Genomic DNA, 15,175 nt, shown 5'->3' with positions numbered 1-15,175 from the left:
AAATTGAGAACGTTAATTCGGTACTTTCTGTCCGTTGTGCTTACCTTAATGGAACACTCACTATTTGATGTTTTCGCCAAAGTGGGATGCTCCCTTTGCGATCGCACTCAGCATCTCCATTATCATTGGTGCGATCGCTGGACTTATTAAAACTCTAAAATCTGACTAATCCCCACATTCTGCCCAGAAGTTAATTTCTGGGCTAATAGATCTATAGGCAAATTATAAAGATACCAATACCCTCGGTTCAAAAATGTTAGTTCAAGACTTAGGAAATGGTATCACTCTGGAAATAGTGCATATACCAGGGGGAACTTTTATGATGGGTTCACCCGGAAAAGAAGCAGACAGATATTAAATGCGATCGCACTCAGCATCTCTATCGTCATTGGTGCGATTGCTCGCCTGTTAAAGCTTAATACTGAATCAACTTTTCTATAGAGTTATTTTGGCATTTATTTACAATACTTAATTAATCTCTAATTGACAAAATTAAATATAGATTAACAATAATAATTAACATCATAATTTATTAAGTTTATCAGACTAATTTGAGAGTATACTTAATAGTTGAAGTCTAGTTAAAAGTTTAAGTAACTAAGTGCAAATAAACTTAAATATTTGTTTAGTTTTTTATCCTTTGCTATTTATTTGAGTGTTAAATACTAAAAAACAAAGTTTATTTGTACCGACTTACTAACTAGGTTATCAAGTAAGGTGCTGAAAATCCGACCAGAGCCAAGTACCAACAGCGAAAACAAAAGTAAACTTCACAAAAATTACGTAATGATGATCAGAAGAATTTTGCTGGCTGTATCGGGATTGGGACACGCAGAGGAAATGCTCAAAACCCTGAAAGAAATCCCTTCAATTCAATCTGCGAAAGTTACAATTTTGCATGTTGTTCCTGCACAAAGGACTGCTACTACCATGACAGCTAAATGGGAAAATGGTGGTAAAATTCTGGCGAATGCCATTCAAACCTTGAACTTAGATCCTAGCCAAGTTTCTTCAATTTTGCGTGAAGGCGAACCTAAAGATGTGGTTTGCCAAGTCGCTGATGAAATCGACGCTGATTTGATTATTATGGGTTCACGCGGACTGAAGCGGCTACAATCGATTTTATCGAACTCAGTCAGTCAGTATGTTTTCCAACTATCTTCTCGCCCCATGTTGCTGGTAAAAGATGATATTTATGTTAAAAGAATTAAGCGCATTATGGTGGCAATAGACAATTCTGATTCAGCAAAAAATTGCTTGAAATTAGCATTGTTTTTACTCCGAGATATTTCAGGTGGCGAGTTAATTTTGGCAAATATTAGTACAGATTTTGGCGGTAAAAAATCGGAAATAACCCAGGTTAATTCAGACAAAAATCCAGTTTTAGCAGCCGCGGTTGCAGAAGCTGAAAAACAAGGTATCCAATCTCGTTCTTATATCAGCAGTGGCAAGCCTGGTGAAGAAATTTGTCGATTGGCAGAAGAGTTGAATATAGACTTATTATTGCTCGGTTCTCCAGATCGCCGTCCATCGATCGCTAAGAGTTTTGTTGATATAGATCGGCTCATCGGATCTTCCTTGTCTGACTATGTTCGAGTCAATGCCACTTGTCCAGTTTTGTTGGCGCGGACAATCGCTTAAAGTAAATAGTGCTGAGTATAATAATTGTTGTCACAAAATAGTCAAGAAATAAGATTTGTCTTGTCTTTACTATTTAGCACCCAGCACAGGCTACGCTAACAGCACTAAATCGATAGTTGATAAATAAAAACCCCTGCACCAAGAGTGTAGGGGTTATTTATTTTATACACAAATTCTTAACTATCTTTTCCACCTTGGCGGCTAGCAGTTTGAATGTACAGAATTAGTAAAAACACAGCGGGGACTAGTACAAACAAAATGCTCGCTACGAACCCCAGGTCATTAACTTGCATGGCAAGAAAGCCTCTCTTAAATTTCCAGTCAATAACATTAGGATAGCATCAACTATGACAGAGTTATACCAATTCAAAATTCAAAATTCAAAATATCCCTGTAGCGTCTCGTAGAGAGTAAACTCAATTTTAGTAAGTATTTTGACTACTGACTGGATACATGACAGATTTGAGAACTCAAGGCTTCGTGACTACGCTGACTGAGCCATTCACTAAAGTTTGACAGGCAAGGCGGTAATTTTCCGGCTTTTTCTTGAATTTTCGGTTTTCTACATCTGTACGAGGAGAAAGATTTTCTAATCCTTCGACTATTTCCACAATACAAGTACCACACTGACCACTACCACCACAATTGGTCATCTTACCAATCAATTTATATATGTCAATGCCATTTTGTATCGCCTTGAGGCGGAGATTAGCACCATCTGCCGCCACTACTTCTTTATTTTCTTTAATAAATTTGATATTACCCACAACTAATTCCTCCTTGACTATAAGCTTGGCTTTCGAGGCTTCATATTGACATAGCTTGATTAACATCTTATTTATTATAATAATTCATTGCAAAATATTAATAAATATTAACTTTATCAAACACGACGCTGCAAAAAAAATAGGACAGGTACTCTACCTGTCCTATAAATTGAACAATAGATTAACTTATCTAAATCCCACAGCTGCTTGCCAAACGAAAGCAAGCAATAAGAAGAATACGGGGATAACTGGGAGAACGTCTACCAAAGGATCAAAGATTTGGTAAGCTTCTGGCAGTTTTGCTAATAAAAGTGCTGCTTCCATGTTTGTTTAAATCCACCTATCCAACACAGCTTTCATAATTGAGAAGTATCTTAACATGATTTGGTTATTAGTCATTGGTCATCAATCCCCTGTTTTTCCACTCCCCACTCTTCATTTCGACTTTCTTCGTTGAGCCAGTGGCCAAATTCTGTGGTGAAGCGATCGCTCAATATTGCTTCTCGAATTTTTTGTGTAAAGCGAATTAGTTCGGTAATGTTGTGAATGCTCAACAAGGTATAAGCCAAAATTTCCTGCGATCGCACTAAATGAGATATGTAAGCACGGCTAAAATTTTGACAAGTGTAGCACGAACAAGTTTCATCTAATGGCGTAAAATCTTCCCGAAACTTCGCATTTTTTAAATTCCAGCGTCCGCCTTGGACTATCGCTGTACCATGTCTTGCCCAGCGGGTGGGAATGACACAATCAAATAAGTCTATACCAGATGCGATCGCGATCGCCATTTCCCGATAAGTACCCACACCCATCAAGTAACGCGGCTTTTCGGGGGGTAGAAGCGGTGCTGTCACTTTGACAATCTCAGCCATCAATTCTGGCGGTTCTCCCACACTCACGCCACCAATGGCATATCCGGGCAAATCCAACTTAGCCAAAGCTTCCGCCGCACGGCAACGCAAATCCAAATACACGCCTCCTTGCACAATCCCAAACAACGCCTGATCGCTGCGTTGATGAGCTGTTATACAACGTTCTAACCAGCGGTAAGTGCGCTCAGTTGCAGTTTCTACCTCTTGGCGAGTCGCTGGGTAGGGCGGACACTCATCAAAGGCCATAATCACATCGGCCCCCAAAGTATTTTGGATTTCAATAGAGCGCTCTGGTGTTAAATTAATAATTTGTCCATCATGGGGCGAGCGAAAAGTTACGCCTTCTTCAGTAATTTTTCGCATCTCGCTTAAGCTGAAGACCTGAAACCCACCCGAATCTGTGAGCATTGGGCCGTTCCAACCCATAAATTTATGTAATCCACCACCTCCAGCCACGATCGCTTCCCCTGGTTGTAAATGAAGATGATAAGTATTGGATAAGATCATTTGTGCCCCAGTATCTCGTAGCTGAGATGGAGTAATAGTTTTGACATTTGCCAGCGTTCCTACTGGCATAAATCTGGGGGTTTCTACAAGACCGTGAGGGGTGAAAAGCACTCCTGCTCTAGCTTTTGTCTGACTACAGCAAGCAAGACATTGAAAAGAAAAATTCGCACTCATGCCATTTTGAATTTTAGATTTTGTGAAAAGTTTGAGCAAAGGAAACCTCCGCTCAAACTTTTCAAGACAGATTTTGGATTGTGAAACACTAATCTGGTCAAGAGTTTCAGAAATCCATAACTAGTACAACGCCGCAGAAATAAACCTACCATTTCTTTACAGCCAGAAAGCCCAAAATGAAAGCTTTTTAACTTTTGATTTTTGAATGCGTGACTTTTGCCTTGCGGTACTAGCAGCCATAAAACCAAATGGCATTATGGCAAATTTAATATTATTTGGCTAAATTATGGACAAATATCAATAATTGGTAATTGAGTTTTAGTGAACACTTAAGGATTCATTACTAACCTAGTTACCAACTTTACGAGTATATACTCTAAATAATTGTTATTTAGAAAGAATCAGAACAGTCATCGTCAATTTCTGCATCCCATTTGGCTGAGAGTACTTGTTCCATCATCGCTTCTATAGCGCTGACATTAAAGCTTCGCTCTCGTCGCTCTTGTAAAGGTGTCGAGCGGGGAATTAACCGCAGACACACTCCTTCTTGCATCAAATCGAAGTAGGTTTCTTGTTGCGACGATTGTTTTAGTTCCAAGTAATCAAAACTACAAACATTCAGATATAGCGCGCGGTTAGCCACTAAGGTAGACCTTTGCGGATTAGCAAAAACTTCCATCACATCCCCTTCACCCTCGCTCAGTACCTTATCTTCTTGGGTGTAGATGTAGTGGACTCGACCTAAATCCGCCAGCAATCGCCGGATGTCGAGTTTATTCACAATGATGCCCGTGTTAATAATGCACGGAGCTGGTATCCTGGTGTCGGGTAGATGATAACTCATAGGAAAATAGCGATTGAGCTAAGGAGAGCGACAACATAGCTAAACTGTCATAATTGAATAGCTTGTTTACTCCCTACATTTAAAAAAATATCAATTTTCTGGGGCAATCGTCTAATAATTTAGAGTAAGTTTTTAGTTAACAAATACAAAACACAAATTTTGCTCCCTGATAAAATTTTAACTTTTTAAATCGCTTAATTTTTGTATAAGAAACTACTCTAAAATACTGGATTGCCACTTAGAACAGCATAACAAAATTTTCCAAGAGAATGTCTGATAGAAGTAAATCTTATTTAAAGTTTTAAAGTCTGGTTATGTTGTACCGAAATCAAGACTATTATCCAGCAGTTTACCAAATATTAATGTAATTCAGATGACGAAACAGCAACAGTGGTGGAGAATGCTGCTGTTAAAGCTTGCAGCTAGTATTATATTTTACACTACTATTCCATTACCATATTTGAACGGATTGGACTTTCGAGGAGTGGCACATCTTGCTTCGCTTGTTGGGTTGATAATTGGGGGAATTTTAGGATTACTGGATACGGGAATGGATTATATTGGTATGCCCGTGCTAACTCGTAGTGCTTTGGTAGTGAGTGTTTGGATTGCCATAACTGGAGGATTGCATTTAGACGGGGCAATGGATACTGCCGATGGTTTAGCAGTAGGCGACCCAGATCGGCGACTGGAAGTGATGGCAGATAGTGCTACAGGTGCTTTTGGAGCAATGGCTGCGATCGCCTTGGTGATACTAAAAATAACAGCTTTAGCGGATATACCAGAAAACCGTTGGTTATTGCTGATGGCTGCTTGTGGCTGGGGACGTTGGGGGCAGCAACTAGCGATCGCGCGATACCCTTATCTGAAAGCGACTGGTAAAGGCGCATTTCACAAACAAGCCATTCGTTCTTACAAAGATTTGTTACCGGGATTAGTGTTGTTATTTAGTTTAAGTGGTTTACTTTGGCTGATAGATAAACAGCAGCTATTTCTCGCACTAACAATCATAGTTGTTGGCAGTGCGATCGCCATTTTGACTGGCGCATGGTTCAACCACAAACTAGGCGGACACACTGGAGATACTTACGGCGCAGTCGTTGAGTGGACTGAAGCCTTATTTCTCTGTGTATTGACCGTTTTTTAAGAAATAGGGAGCAGGGGAGAAATCAATTCAAAATTCAAAATTCAAAATTGAAGATTCAATGCCCCATTCCCAATGACCAATGACTACTTCATTTAATCGGTTGCAACTTTGTCACTTTGAGTTTAAAAGCTCCAACCCCAGTTTCCCCAAAAGACCGAACACGAACAACATAATTCCCTGTCTCTACGATGCGAGTAAATAGTAAGGAATTGCTACTACCATCAGGGCCATCATCATTTTCTGCCAGAGTCGAACCATCAGGTGCTAGCAGTGTGATGATACTGTCAAAGTTTTCTGATGACAGGTCAACTGCTAAATTATCGCCCTTCTGCAACTTCACAGTGTAATCACGGGCAAACCCACCTTGACCTGTGGGAATATCTTTGTCTGAGAGGCTATCGTTAATTTCACTACTGTTAGATAAAGGTATTGGACTATACAATTTATTTTGAGCAAAAGCTGTACTTGTACTAATGCCTATTGCCAGCGATGTGGCAGGAATGATGATCAGGTGTTTTAAACCTGCCGCAAAAACTTTATTCATACATTTCAAGCAATTTTTCTACAAAATAGGTTAATTTGATCAATGTATCAACTTATTACTCCAAAGCTTGCGCGTTAATTCTTGATTTATCCATCTTTGACAGCAGTGGCTACAGCTACTAATCCTAAGACCACAATTCCATACTGACGAAGTGTTTGCACAGCAGACCTGGCAGTAGCACCAGTAGTATAAATGTCATCCACTAACAGCACAGGGACATTTGGAGGACGATGGCGAAATTCTTGCCCAATAGCAAAAGCTTTGTCCAAGTTTTTTTCTCGTTTAGATGACGACAAACCAAACTGCGCTTCAGTTTCTCGCACTCTTGCTAAACCGTTTAGTTTCAATTTTAATCCGGTTATTTCGCAAAAGCTTTGTGCTATCAGTGCAGCTTGATTATATTCACGTTGTTTTTGTTTGCTAGCGTGGAGTGGGATGGGAACTACTACAGGCTGGCTATCTCGCCTTGGTGAATTTAACAACCATGCTTCTCCTAACCATTGACCCAAAGGACGAGCTATTTGGGGTTGATTTTCGTATTTCATCGCTGCGATCGCCCGTTTCACCGGGCCACCATATTCCGCCCAGCCAAACACTGGTATAGGCTCTTGCCATAAAGAAATTGGGTCTTTACGTTGACATTTTTGCAGTTGCCTAGTACAGTTTTGACAAAATTCTTGCGAAGTTGCGCGTTGACATAAAGAACAATGGGATTGGAGAAAAAGATTGAGTAAGCCTGGGAGATTTTTAATCCAAGTGTGCATTTAAGGCTGGTTGAGGAATTTAACATACACGCGATCGCACCTTGTTGTTTCTACTCCTGTTGCTGGAGTGTAGCCATTGCTTTCATACAGCTTGACTGCTTCCACCAAAACACTGGCGGTTTCAATCCAAATTTGTTGAAAACCACGCTTTGCGATCGCTGCTTCTAGCTGTTGTAACAAATATTTTCCTAATCCCAAACCTCTGATGCTGGGTAAAAGATACATTTTGCGGATTTCTACAGCTTTTTCGCCTCGGTGTATGGGGTAGTATGCTCCAGTACCTACTAACTGGCTTTGGTGTTCAATTACCCAAAACTCTCCCCCAGTAGCTAAATAACATTCTTCTACTTGCAGCACATCTTGGTCAGCACCCTTTGGTTCCCAACCCAGACCGTATTCTGATAATACATAACTGATGACTTCGGCGGCTCTTGTGCGATCGCTTTTCACCCAATCACGAATTAAAAAATCTTGATAATAGTTTTTCATTACCATTTGCTGGTCAAGTTTACACAGAAAATTTTTCCGCATCTATATCCCAATTTAGCCAGCAAATAGCAATTCTTGCAGAGTCAATTTCAGGCTGTACTCTCAAGGCGTGAATTATGCCAGTACTGAGTATTTTTTGTTAAGGCGATCGCACGTTTCGTCAACGCTTCAGCAGTCAATCCATTAAACGTCATCACCTCGCCAGCACTGCCTCGTACAAGTACGTCCTATTGGTAGAAAAAATTGCGCGATCGCGCGTGATAAATTACAGTACGATGTATACTTCCTAAATTTATCCTCTTAAGTGCCTAATGATTGAAGTGGTGGCTAAAACCAAATTATTCCCATATTATGCCACAGTAAAAAGCTGCGTTATTATACTGCCTAGCAATAAATACTTTGAGGAACGTAAAAAAGATATTAGTATCAAATAAATAGTTCACAAATTATAATTGCATAAGCGTAGCCAGCCGTAAGCATCGCTTATAATCCGACTACTTCGGGTGGGGTGATATAATTTCAGATAATGGTGGGTTATGCTGTTTCTAGTTAGCTCAAAATAAAAGATTTTCAAAAGGATAACTTTGCTTCCAACGATAAGTATTGAAGTCACGTTGATCTACTGAAAAAATGCGTCCATGCCCTAAATGTTCAGCTAAAATCACTAGGGAAGCATCAGCCAAATCCATTGGAAGATCAGCATATTTTTTCATTAATTCAATAATTCGAGGAGTATGGTGAAGTTCTAAATTAAAAATTGTAAATAATTCTTGTTGCAGACTATTTATAAAAGTAATTTCAGCGTCAATTCCCTTGCGAGTTAGTAAAAGATAACAGGTTTCTGTGACAACACACCATGTTGTAATTAAAGGTTCATTATACTGTTTTAAAACCTGTTTTGCTCTTTCGTGCTAGGTATCTTTTTTATCAATAATAGCTAACCAAAATTCTGTATCAACGATGATCATATTTAGTTTTCAATGTCTTAGATAAAACTTCTTTATAGGTTGTTGATAAATTTTCGTCAACAGAACAACAACCAATTAATCCAATTTCATCAAACTTTTCATAGAGACTTTTTTCTTGACTATGATTTTCTGATTCTGCTTGAGGATAACGCTTTTTGAGTAACTGAATGAAATCAAGTAGTAAGATTTGAGCTTCTTCTGGTAAATTATCAATATCTCTAGATATTTCTTCAAATTTTATCAGCATAATTAACTTCTAAATTGAGAAAAGTTTTCGGTATGACCCTATTATAAACTACTTTTGAGCCTGAGTGAGGTGACGCGATCGTGCCTGATAACTTAATGCAGTAATTGCAATATATTTACTCTATAACAGTGGGTCAATCGCTTTTAGCAACACTTCATACCATTTTACTTTAAAGTTGATACAAAAAGTTAAAAGTTGAATATGAAAGAAGCTCGTCATATAACTACTGGAAGAATCGTGCAAGCATCTGAAGTAGATTATGCAGATTATTATGGAATTTTTCAGTGTCCAGATTGTAAAGTAGTAGTGCATCTAAGAAAAGAATATACTCGTTCAGATGGAACAACAATAACTGCTGCTTTTATTCATCCCCGAGGTGAAACAGAATTGGAGAAAAAATGTCCGTATCGAATAAATATGAATTTTGGTCATACAAAGTCACAAATAAATTTCCCTCAGTCTCGTGAACAATGTTTTAATATTTTGAAAAAGATTTTTTTGAAATGTTTAAGTAATTATAGTAAAATTAGCATTACACAACATTACTCAACAAATGAATCAGCATTAGAATCTATACGAATTTTTATAAATTTAACCAATAAGAGAATTGCAACAGATCGAAACGATCGATATATTTTAGAATTAAGAGACTCACAAAGAATTAAAAAACTTTTCCAAGACAAAATATATGAGAAAATTAATTCTTTTGAGCCATCAATACATAGAAAGATACTAGCTGATTCTCTAATGAATTCAGCAACACAAAAATCCAATAGCTTGATTTGGGGATTAGAGTTTTTAAGTCGTGAAGCTAGTGATGATTTTATAGAAAAAACATTAGATTATATCTTTGGTAAGTATATTGGAAATCAAGAAATAAAGGGTATAGAATATAAAGAAAAAAATGTATGTTTTTATAGTAAAATTGAAAAAGTATTAGGTTTTGAACTAAGTATCGTAAAGCAAGCAGATAAAATTTTATCAAATGATAAATTAATAGATAATTTTTTCATACAAATGTACAAAAAAGAATTCTCAGACGAAAATGCAGATATTTTTAATGAAACCAAAAAAATTCATAATGCTGTATTTAAGTATATTATAAATTATCTAGTTGATTTTCCTTGGGAATGTCTGTTATCTTAACTACCCATTAATAGCTCTTATTATCAACAAATTACAGCCAATATCACTACATTTAACTTGTTTGCTAATCCCAACACCCCAAAAGTTCTCTGAAATAAAAAATGCAAATATACGCATTAAACGCAATTTTTCAGCATTCCCATACGTATATTTGCGATAAAGTAAAAGACGATGCCTACGGCTGGCTACGCCTACGCAGCTTTAATGCACTAACGCGATCGCACGTTTTGTCAACGCTTCAGCAGTCAATCCATTAAACGCCATCAACTCGCCAGCACTGGCTGTAGTTTCGCCACGCTTCCAAGCAAAAGTGTCGCGTTTTACTGTACTGCGTAACAAAATTGGTTCGAGTACCGCCGCCGCACCACCTGTAACCGCAATTAAGGCATCGCCATCAAATAATTCGGCAAATTTCGCATCATCTAAGAAACCGCCTTCAGGTTCAGAACAGGTATCCCACGCGGTATCATCGCTACGGTACAATTGCCGAGGATTTATTACAGAAACTATCTTCGCACCAATACCTTCAGTTTCTAAGAAAGCAGCAGCTTCAAATACTGGCATTAATGTCATATCACCAATTACAGCAAATACAACTTGTTTATCGCCAGCAACTTCATGTAATATTACTGCACCATCGCGCAACCCTTGACGAGTTTGTTCTAAAGTTGTGCGAATTTGCAACGGCGTTTTACTTGCAGTAATTACAATTCCCTTATTCTTACTTTTCAATGCCCAGTCATAACAAACTTGGATACTGTTAGCATCAGGGGGAAATAATGGAAAAACATTTCCATTTCGCATCAGCGAAGCAAAGTAAGCTTCAATTTCTGGACGTTGGTGAGTCCAACCGTTGCGTCCTTGCTCTAATGCGCCAGCTGTGAATAAAGTAATAGTCGAGGGTGTGGGACGGCGTAATTCTGCCATTGCTTGAATCACAGTTTGCCAAATTGGTACTCCGTTAATGGCAAAAGATTCGTAGGAACACCACAAAGTTCTCGCACCCATTAACGCCAAACCCGCAGCTAAACCGGCACAAGCATCTTCACTCAATGGTTCATAAACTTGTCCGTTTGGCGCTTGATAATATAAATCATCGGTTGTGGGGTGGATAATCTTTAATGCTTGGTTGATGTTAGCAATTCCAGATGCTTCATTACCATCGGCGTTGGTGACAAGGAAATTCTCATCTTTATTTCCAACTATTCCTACCAATCGTCCCATCGCAGTTGTGGAAACTTTGGGTTCGCCACCGACTGCATATTCTTCTAAAGGTAATTCGCCTAATTCTGGTAATGGGAATTCAAATTCTGTCACCACAGTTTTTGCTGCTGGGCCACCACCGGCGCGTTCTGCATTTGTTCTGACTAATTGCCAAGCTTCCTCAGACAAAGCACGGGTTTGCAATGCATCAACAATATGCGGCGCATCCAGCGTATCTTTAGGATAGAGGTTGTGAGATTTTGCACCCCGCGCGTGGACTCCTGCACCTTTGAGTTGTTTAATGATGAAGACAGTAAGTTTACCACTTAGAGCCGATCGCGCTGCTTTATCCATACCAGAAAGTACTGCTTGAGTGAATTCTAGTCGCTTCTCAAAGGAAAAAGCAGTACTATCAACGTAATCCCCTGGCTGGTCTTGATCGTCAAAGTCTTTGGCATTAACTAATATAACTTCCTCAAAACCGTTACCTTGCCAATATGCTTGCATCTCTGGGTTGGTTTTTAAGGAAACCATGCTGTGATGTTCTTGGCTGTAACCGTTCCACACTAATATCGGTAAGAAGTTGGTGACAGTAGGATAAGCAGTATGAAAATGAGCGATCGCACTTACAATATAAGGCTCACCCAATCCCCCATCCCCAACTGTAAAGGGAAATAACTTATCTTTGTGTAACAGTGCAGCCGCCATTGCAAAGTGTTGCCCTTGTCCCAAAGGCCCCGCAGGTGCAAGAATACCGGGAATGAAACCAGAAAGATGTCCTAATAATCCGTGCTTTTCTCGGAAGCGATCGCGCAATTGTTGGACTGTAAAAATTCCCATGTCCTCTAACGAACGATCCAAGAACATGGCACAGTAAAATCCAGGGGCGTGGTGTCCGACTTCGGTGAGAATGTTCTTGTATCCCAGCATGACAAGAGATGCGTAAGCTTCTGCTTGGCTGGCGAATCCGCCGGGATGGCCAGAAGCTTTAGTAGCAGTAACTTGTAAAGTCAGGTAGCGGAGGGCATCGGCAGCCAATAAAGTTTGATATACAGCTGCTTTGTCTGTGGGTGATGCGATCGCGATTTTGCCCGACTCAATAGCAGGAGTTGCACCATAAGTTTCAAAATCTGGTAAGGCTTTACCAAAATATTGAATCCCTTCAGAAAAATTGGGAAGCGCTGAAGATGGCTTTGAGGAGATTGCAGTCATGCTAAGTACCTTTTGACGATGAGGTGAAACTGTAGATGCTCGTTGAATTTAACAAAAATTTTACATCTTTGAGGTTGTAAGAGTTTATTGCTTTTTTACAAGGTTAGAATAAGTACTTTAAATAGTTACGCAACCAAAATTTCAGTTAATTGAAGTAGTAAAAAAATATTAAGCAGCAAAAAATTTCTGAAATTTCCAAATGGGCCGCAAACTCCAGCAGTTTTACAGATGCTACGCTGGATTGCTAGTCCGATGTTATTTATGGAAGCTTGTGCCAAAAGCTATAGTGAAATTTTTACTCTCAGATTAGATAAAAATCTTCCTCCTTTGGTGATTGTCAGCAATCCCCAAGCATTACAGCAAATTTTGACAATTGATACCAAGGAATTAAAAGCCCCTGGTGACATGAATCAAATCTTTGAATCTTTGCTGGGTAAACGTTCTGTAATTACTATCTGTGGCGCAGAACACCAGCGCCAACGCCAGTTTTGAGATGGTTGTCATGGGTCAACGTCAGGTGAAGTCTCCCATTTTACAGACAACCACTGTTTGATGATGCTGGAGGGTTTGATAGTTGGGTTCAGCAAACTCTACATAAGAATCGCACTAAGAAATGATATTTGTTGGAGTGAGTCAGGAGTTTAAAAGCCTTGTTATATAAGCAATTCATCGCTATGCAACTTTCCTGCCCTCCTGCCTTTAGCATAGCTGCTTTTTCTTAGTCACATTCTTCTATCTAATATATTAGATAGATTTTCAATGCTTTTAAATAATCCCCCATAGTCCTCTTTTAAGAAGGTTTATCAAGGATTTTAATATACTACAAGTGTAAAATATAGATTTCAAAGTTAATTACACACCAATACAATAAATTCTCATATCACTAAAAGACGTAATTATCTGAAGTGTATTTCAATACATTTAACTAAGTTTTTTCTATAAATACTTCTATAAATAAGAAAAAATATTATATATTAATCCTATCTATATTTTGAAAAATTATGCTATATTCCCGATTTATAAAATAAGTCAAAAATTTAACTTTTTACGAATGATTTAGGACTGCTATACTTGTAAACTTAATAGTATTGATTTGCCAAAATGGTTAATTTAGTGGTAAATTAAATCTCAAATATTCAGCCAAACTATTAAAAAACCTTGCGATAATTCACTCTTGAAAAGGGAAGTTAAAGAGAATAAAGTTTGACCTCAAGCGCATCAGCTTATTTGCAGCTTATTAAATTATAAAGGTATGGAATAAACAATGAAAACACTTAATAGTCTAAACACACCAGCGTTGCTGCAAACTCTGCAATTGATTGCTCAACCTACAAAAACTTTAGAAAATTATGGTGCCAAGTATGGTGGCATTTTCACAATGCGGGTAATGGGTTTAAAGTCGCCACCAATAGTATTTTTTAGCCATCCCCAAGCAATTAGCGATTGTTTTGCCATCTCTGCACACAAGTTAGATTTTAAGAAAGCAACCCATGTATTTAAACCCTTGTTCGGAGAGAATTCTATTGTATTTCAGGAAGGGCGATCGCACCAACAACAACGGCAGCTATTACTCCCAGCATTTCATGGCGATAATTTAAAGTCTTATGGACAAACAATTTGCCAAATTACTGAAGAGCTTACACAAACTTGGACATCAGGTACAGATATTTATATACACAAATTAATGTCAAATATCACTTTAGAAATTATCTTACAAGTGGTATTTGGGATTACTCATGGTGTGCGTTACCAACAATTAAAAGAACAATTAAGTTCTTTATTAGAAGACGTAACTAAACCTTGGTATTCTAGCTTGTTTTTCTTTCCTTTGTTGCAAAAAGATTTAGGCGCATGGAGTCCTTGGGGAATTTTCTTAAAAAGACGAGAGCAAATTGACAAACTTATCTATGCAGAAATTTCTGAAAGACGTAGCCAAAAAAATGCTGTACGTACAGATATTCTCACTCTGCTGATGTCAACGCATGACATAAATGGGCAACCGATGACAGATGAAGAATTACGCGATCAATTAGTTTCATTATTGCTATTAGGTTACGAAACTACATCTGGTGTATTAGCCTGGATATTTTATTTAATTCATTCTCATCCAGAGGTTAAACATCAGCTAATGCAAGAACTAAATACCTTGGACAATCTCACAAATCCTGAAAAAATTACACAACTACCTTACCTCACCGCCGTTTGTCAAGAAACACTGCGAATTCATCCTATTGCTTTAATTTGCACACCGCGAATGGTAAAAGATAAAGTGGAAATTATGGGGCATAAATTTACATCAGAAACAGTTTTAGTTCCCTGTATTTATTTAGCACATCGCCGAACGGACACTTACCCAGAACCAGAAAAGTTTCGTCCAGAAAGATTCCTCAACCAAAAATTTTCACCTTACGAATATTTACCTTTCGGTGGAGGTTATCGCGGTTGTATTGGTGGAGCTTTTTCTATGTATGAACTAAAATTAGTAACAGCCATAATATTATCGAATTTTGAATTAAGCCTTGCCGATAAACGCCCTGTGCATCCAGTCCGTCGTGGAATTACAATTGTCCCTAGCGGCGGTGTAAAAATGGTTGTTACTAAAAAAGCAAAACTCAAAAGACAAACAATACTTTCTACTTAATTACTTGCT

The 15,175-nt window shown here is 38.4% G+C and carries 15 protein-coding genes and 1 pseudogene; 5 read left to right on the top strand and 11 right to left on the bottom strand.

What is annotated here, in order from left to right:
- Positions 1–789: 789 nt before the first annotated feature.
- Positions 790–1,641, top strand: coding sequence for a universal stress protein (locus tag V7K79_RS26155; RefSeq protein WP_335051857.1), 852 nt, complete (start codon positions 790–792; stop codon positions 1,639–1,641).
- A 176-nt stretch (positions 1,642–1,817) separates the two neighbouring features.
- On the opposite strand, the gene psbM is transcribed toward V7K79_RS26155, so the two are convergent.
- From psbM to V7K79_RS26130, 5 genes are all read right to left on the bottom strand, one after another.
- The gene (gene psbM, locus V7K79_RS26150) at positions 1,818–1,934 is read right to left on the bottom strand and encodes a photosystem II reaction center protein PsbM (RefSeq protein WP_335051845.1); all 117 of its coding nucleotides are present in this window, start codon (positions 1,932–1,934) and stop codon (positions 1,818–1,820) included.
- A gap of 177 nt (positions 1,935–2,111) precedes the next feature.
- Positions 2,112–2,408 carry a 2Fe-2S iron-sulfur cluster-binding protein gene (locus V7K79_RS26145; RefSeq protein ID WP_335051855.1) on the bottom strand — a complete coding sequence of 99 codons (297 nt, stop codon included), beginning with the start codon at positions 2,406–2,408 and terminating at the stop codon, positions 2,112–2,114.
- A 186-nt stretch (positions 2,409–2,594) separates the two neighbouring features.
- Positions 2,595–2,732 carry a photosystem II reaction center protein K gene (locus V7K79_RS26140; RefSeq protein ID WP_006195022.1) on the bottom strand — a complete coding sequence of 46 codons (138 nt, stop codon included), beginning with the start codon at positions 2,730–2,732 and terminating at the stop codon, positions 2,595–2,597.
- 71 nt (positions 2,733–2,803) lie between these two features.
- Entirely contained in the window at positions 2,804–3,961 is a 1,158-nt protein-coding gene (tgt, locus tag V7K79_RS26135) for a tRNA guanosine(34) transglycosylase Tgt (protein ID WP_335051843.1), read from the bottom strand.
- A gap of 391 nt (positions 3,962–4,352) precedes the next feature.
- On the bottom strand, positions 4,353–4,805 hold the full coding sequence (locus tag V7K79_RS26130) for a hypothetical protein (RefSeq protein ID WP_334910679.1): 453 nt from the start codon (positions 4,803–4,805) through the stop codon (positions 4,353–4,355).
- A gap of 373 nt (positions 4,806–5,178) precedes the next feature.
- Here V7K79_RS26130 and cobS point away from each other — a divergent pair, with 373 nt between their 5' ends.
- Positions 5,179–5,952, top strand: a complete 774-nt coding sequence (gene cobS / locus V7K79_RS26125; RefSeq protein ID WP_335051841.1) for an adenosylcobinamide-GDP ribazoletransferase — start codon at positions 5,179–5,181, stop codon at positions 5,950–5,952.
- Between the two features lie 88 nt (positions 5,953–6,040).
- Here the strand turns inward: cobS and V7K79_RS26120 are convergent, their stop codons facing one another.
- From V7K79_RS26120 to V7K79_RS26100, 5 genes and pseudogenes are all read right to left on the bottom strand, one after another.
- The gene (locus V7K79_RS26120) at positions 6,041–6,496 is read right to left on the bottom strand and encodes a PPC domain-containing protein (protein WP_335051840.1); all 456 of its coding nucleotides are present in this window, start codon (positions 6,494–6,496) and stop codon (positions 6,041–6,043) included.
- Positions 6,497–6,582: 86 nt separating this feature from the next.
- A complete protein-coding gene (locus V7K79_RS26115) occupies positions 6,583–7,260 on the bottom strand; it encodes a ComF family protein (protein ID WP_335051838.1) in 678 nt (225 codons plus the stop codon).
- Positions 7,261–7,749 carry a GNAT family N-acetyltransferase gene (locus V7K79_RS26110; RefSeq protein WP_335051836.1) on the bottom strand — a complete coding sequence of 163 codons (489 nt, stop codon included), beginning with the start codon at positions 7,747–7,749 and terminating at the stop codon, positions 7,261–7,263. It lies immediately after the preceding gene.
- A 554-nt stretch (positions 7,750–8,303) separates the two neighbouring features.
- A pseudogene (locus tag V7K79_RS26105) lies at positions 8,304–8,648 on the bottom strand (type II toxin-antitoxin system VapC family toxin); the annotation flags it as partial.
- Positions 8,649–8,703: 55 nt separating this feature from the next.
- Positions 8,704–8,964: a DUF2281 domain-containing protein gene (locus tag V7K79_RS26100; RefSeq protein WP_335051834.1), complete on the bottom strand. Its 261-nt coding sequence runs from the start codon at positions 8,962–8,964 to the stop codon at positions 8,704–8,706.
- A gap of 201 nt (positions 8,965–9,165) precedes the next feature.
- Between V7K79_RS26100 and V7K79_RS26095 the strand changes: the two genes are divergently transcribed.
- Positions 9,166–10,110, top strand: coding sequence for a hypothetical protein (locus V7K79_RS26095; RefSeq protein WP_335051832.1), 945 nt, complete (start codon positions 9,166–9,168; stop codon positions 10,108–10,110).
- Between the two features lie 201 nt (positions 10,111–10,311).
- Here V7K79_RS26095 and V7K79_RS26090 read toward each other — a convergent pair whose 3' ends face one another.
- Complete coding sequence (locus tag V7K79_RS26090; RefSeq protein ID WP_335051830.1) at positions 10,312–12,525, bottom strand: phosphoketolase; 2,214 nt, start codon at positions 12,523–12,525, stop codon at positions 10,312–10,314.
- A 228-nt stretch (positions 12,526–12,753) separates the two neighbouring features.
- On the opposite strand from V7K79_RS26090, the gene V7K79_RS26085 reads away from it, so the two are divergent.
- Positions 12,754–13,017, top strand: coding sequence for a hypothetical protein (locus tag V7K79_RS26085; protein ID WP_335051828.1), 264 nt, complete (start codon positions 12,754–12,756; stop codon positions 13,015–13,017).
- A 772-nt stretch (positions 13,018–13,789) separates the two neighbouring features.
- The gene (locus tag V7K79_RS26080; protein WP_335051826.1) at positions 13,790–15,166 is read left to right on the top strand and encodes a cytochrome P450; all 1,377 of its coding nucleotides are present in this window, start codon (positions 13,790–13,792) and stop codon (positions 15,164–15,166) included.
- Positions 15,167–15,175: the final 9 nt, after the last annotated feature.

The sequence above is a fragment of the Nostoc sp. genome (assembly GCF_036917575.1).
Classification (GTDB): Bacteria; Cyanobacteriota; Cyanobacteriia; order Cyanobacteriales; family Nostocaceae; genus Nostoc.
Note: the sequence above shows the minus strand (reverse complement) of the source record. Positions and strands in the feature narration are given on the sequence as shown.

Coding starts and splice junctions, on each gene's coding strand:
- V7K79_RS26115 (WP_335051838.1), bottom strand. CDS start 7,260: ATGCACACTTGGATTAAAAATCTCCCAGGCTTACTCAATCTTTTTCTC.
- V7K79_RS26110 (WP_335051836.1), bottom strand. CDS start 7,749: ATGAAAAACTATTATCAAGATTTTTTAATTCGTGATTGGGTGAAAAGC.
- tgt (WP_335051843.1), bottom strand. CDS start 3,961: ATGAGTGCGAATTTTTCTTTTCAATGTCTTGCTTGCTGTAGTCAGACA.
- V7K79_RS26080 (WP_335051826.1), top strand. CDS start 13,790: ATGAAAACACTTAATAGTCTAAACACACCAGCGTTGCTGCAAACTCTG.
- psbM (WP_335051845.1), bottom strand. CDS start 1,934: ATGCAAGTTAATGACCTGGGGTTCGTAGCGAGCATTTTGTTTGTACTA.
- V7K79_RS26100 (WP_335051834.1), bottom strand. CDS start 8,964: ATGCTGATAAAATTTGAAGAAATATCTAGAGATATTGATAATTTACCA.
- V7K79_RS26095 (WP_335051832.1), top strand. CDS start 9,166: ATGAAAGAAGCTCGTCATATAACTACTGGAAGAATCGTGCAAGCATCT.
- V7K79_RS26090 (WP_335051830.1), bottom strand. CDS start 12,525: ATGACTGCAATCTCCTCAAAGCCATCTTCAGCGCTTCCCAATTTTTCT.
- V7K79_RS26130 (WP_334910679.1), bottom strand. CDS start 4,805: ATGAGTTATCATCTACCCGACACCAGGATACCAGCTCCGTGCATTATT.
- V7K79_RS26155 (WP_335051857.1), top strand. CDS start 790: ATGATCAGAAGAATTTTGCTGGCTGTATCGGGATTGGGACACGCAGAG.
- V7K79_RS26140 (WP_006195022.1), bottom strand. CDS start 2,732: ATGGAAGCAGCACTTTTATTAGCAAAACTGCCAGAAGCTTACCAAATC.
- V7K79_RS26085 (WP_335051828.1), top strand. CDS start 12,754: ATGCTACGCTGGATTGCTAGTCCGATGTTATTTATGGAAGCTTGTGCC.
- V7K79_RS26120 (WP_335051840.1), bottom strand. CDS start 6,496: ATGAATAAAGTTTTTGCGGCAGGTTTAAAACACCTGATCATCATTCCT.
- cobS (WP_335051841.1), top strand. CDS start 5,179: ATGACGAAACAGCAACAGTGGTGGAGAATGCTGCTGTTAAAGCTTGCA.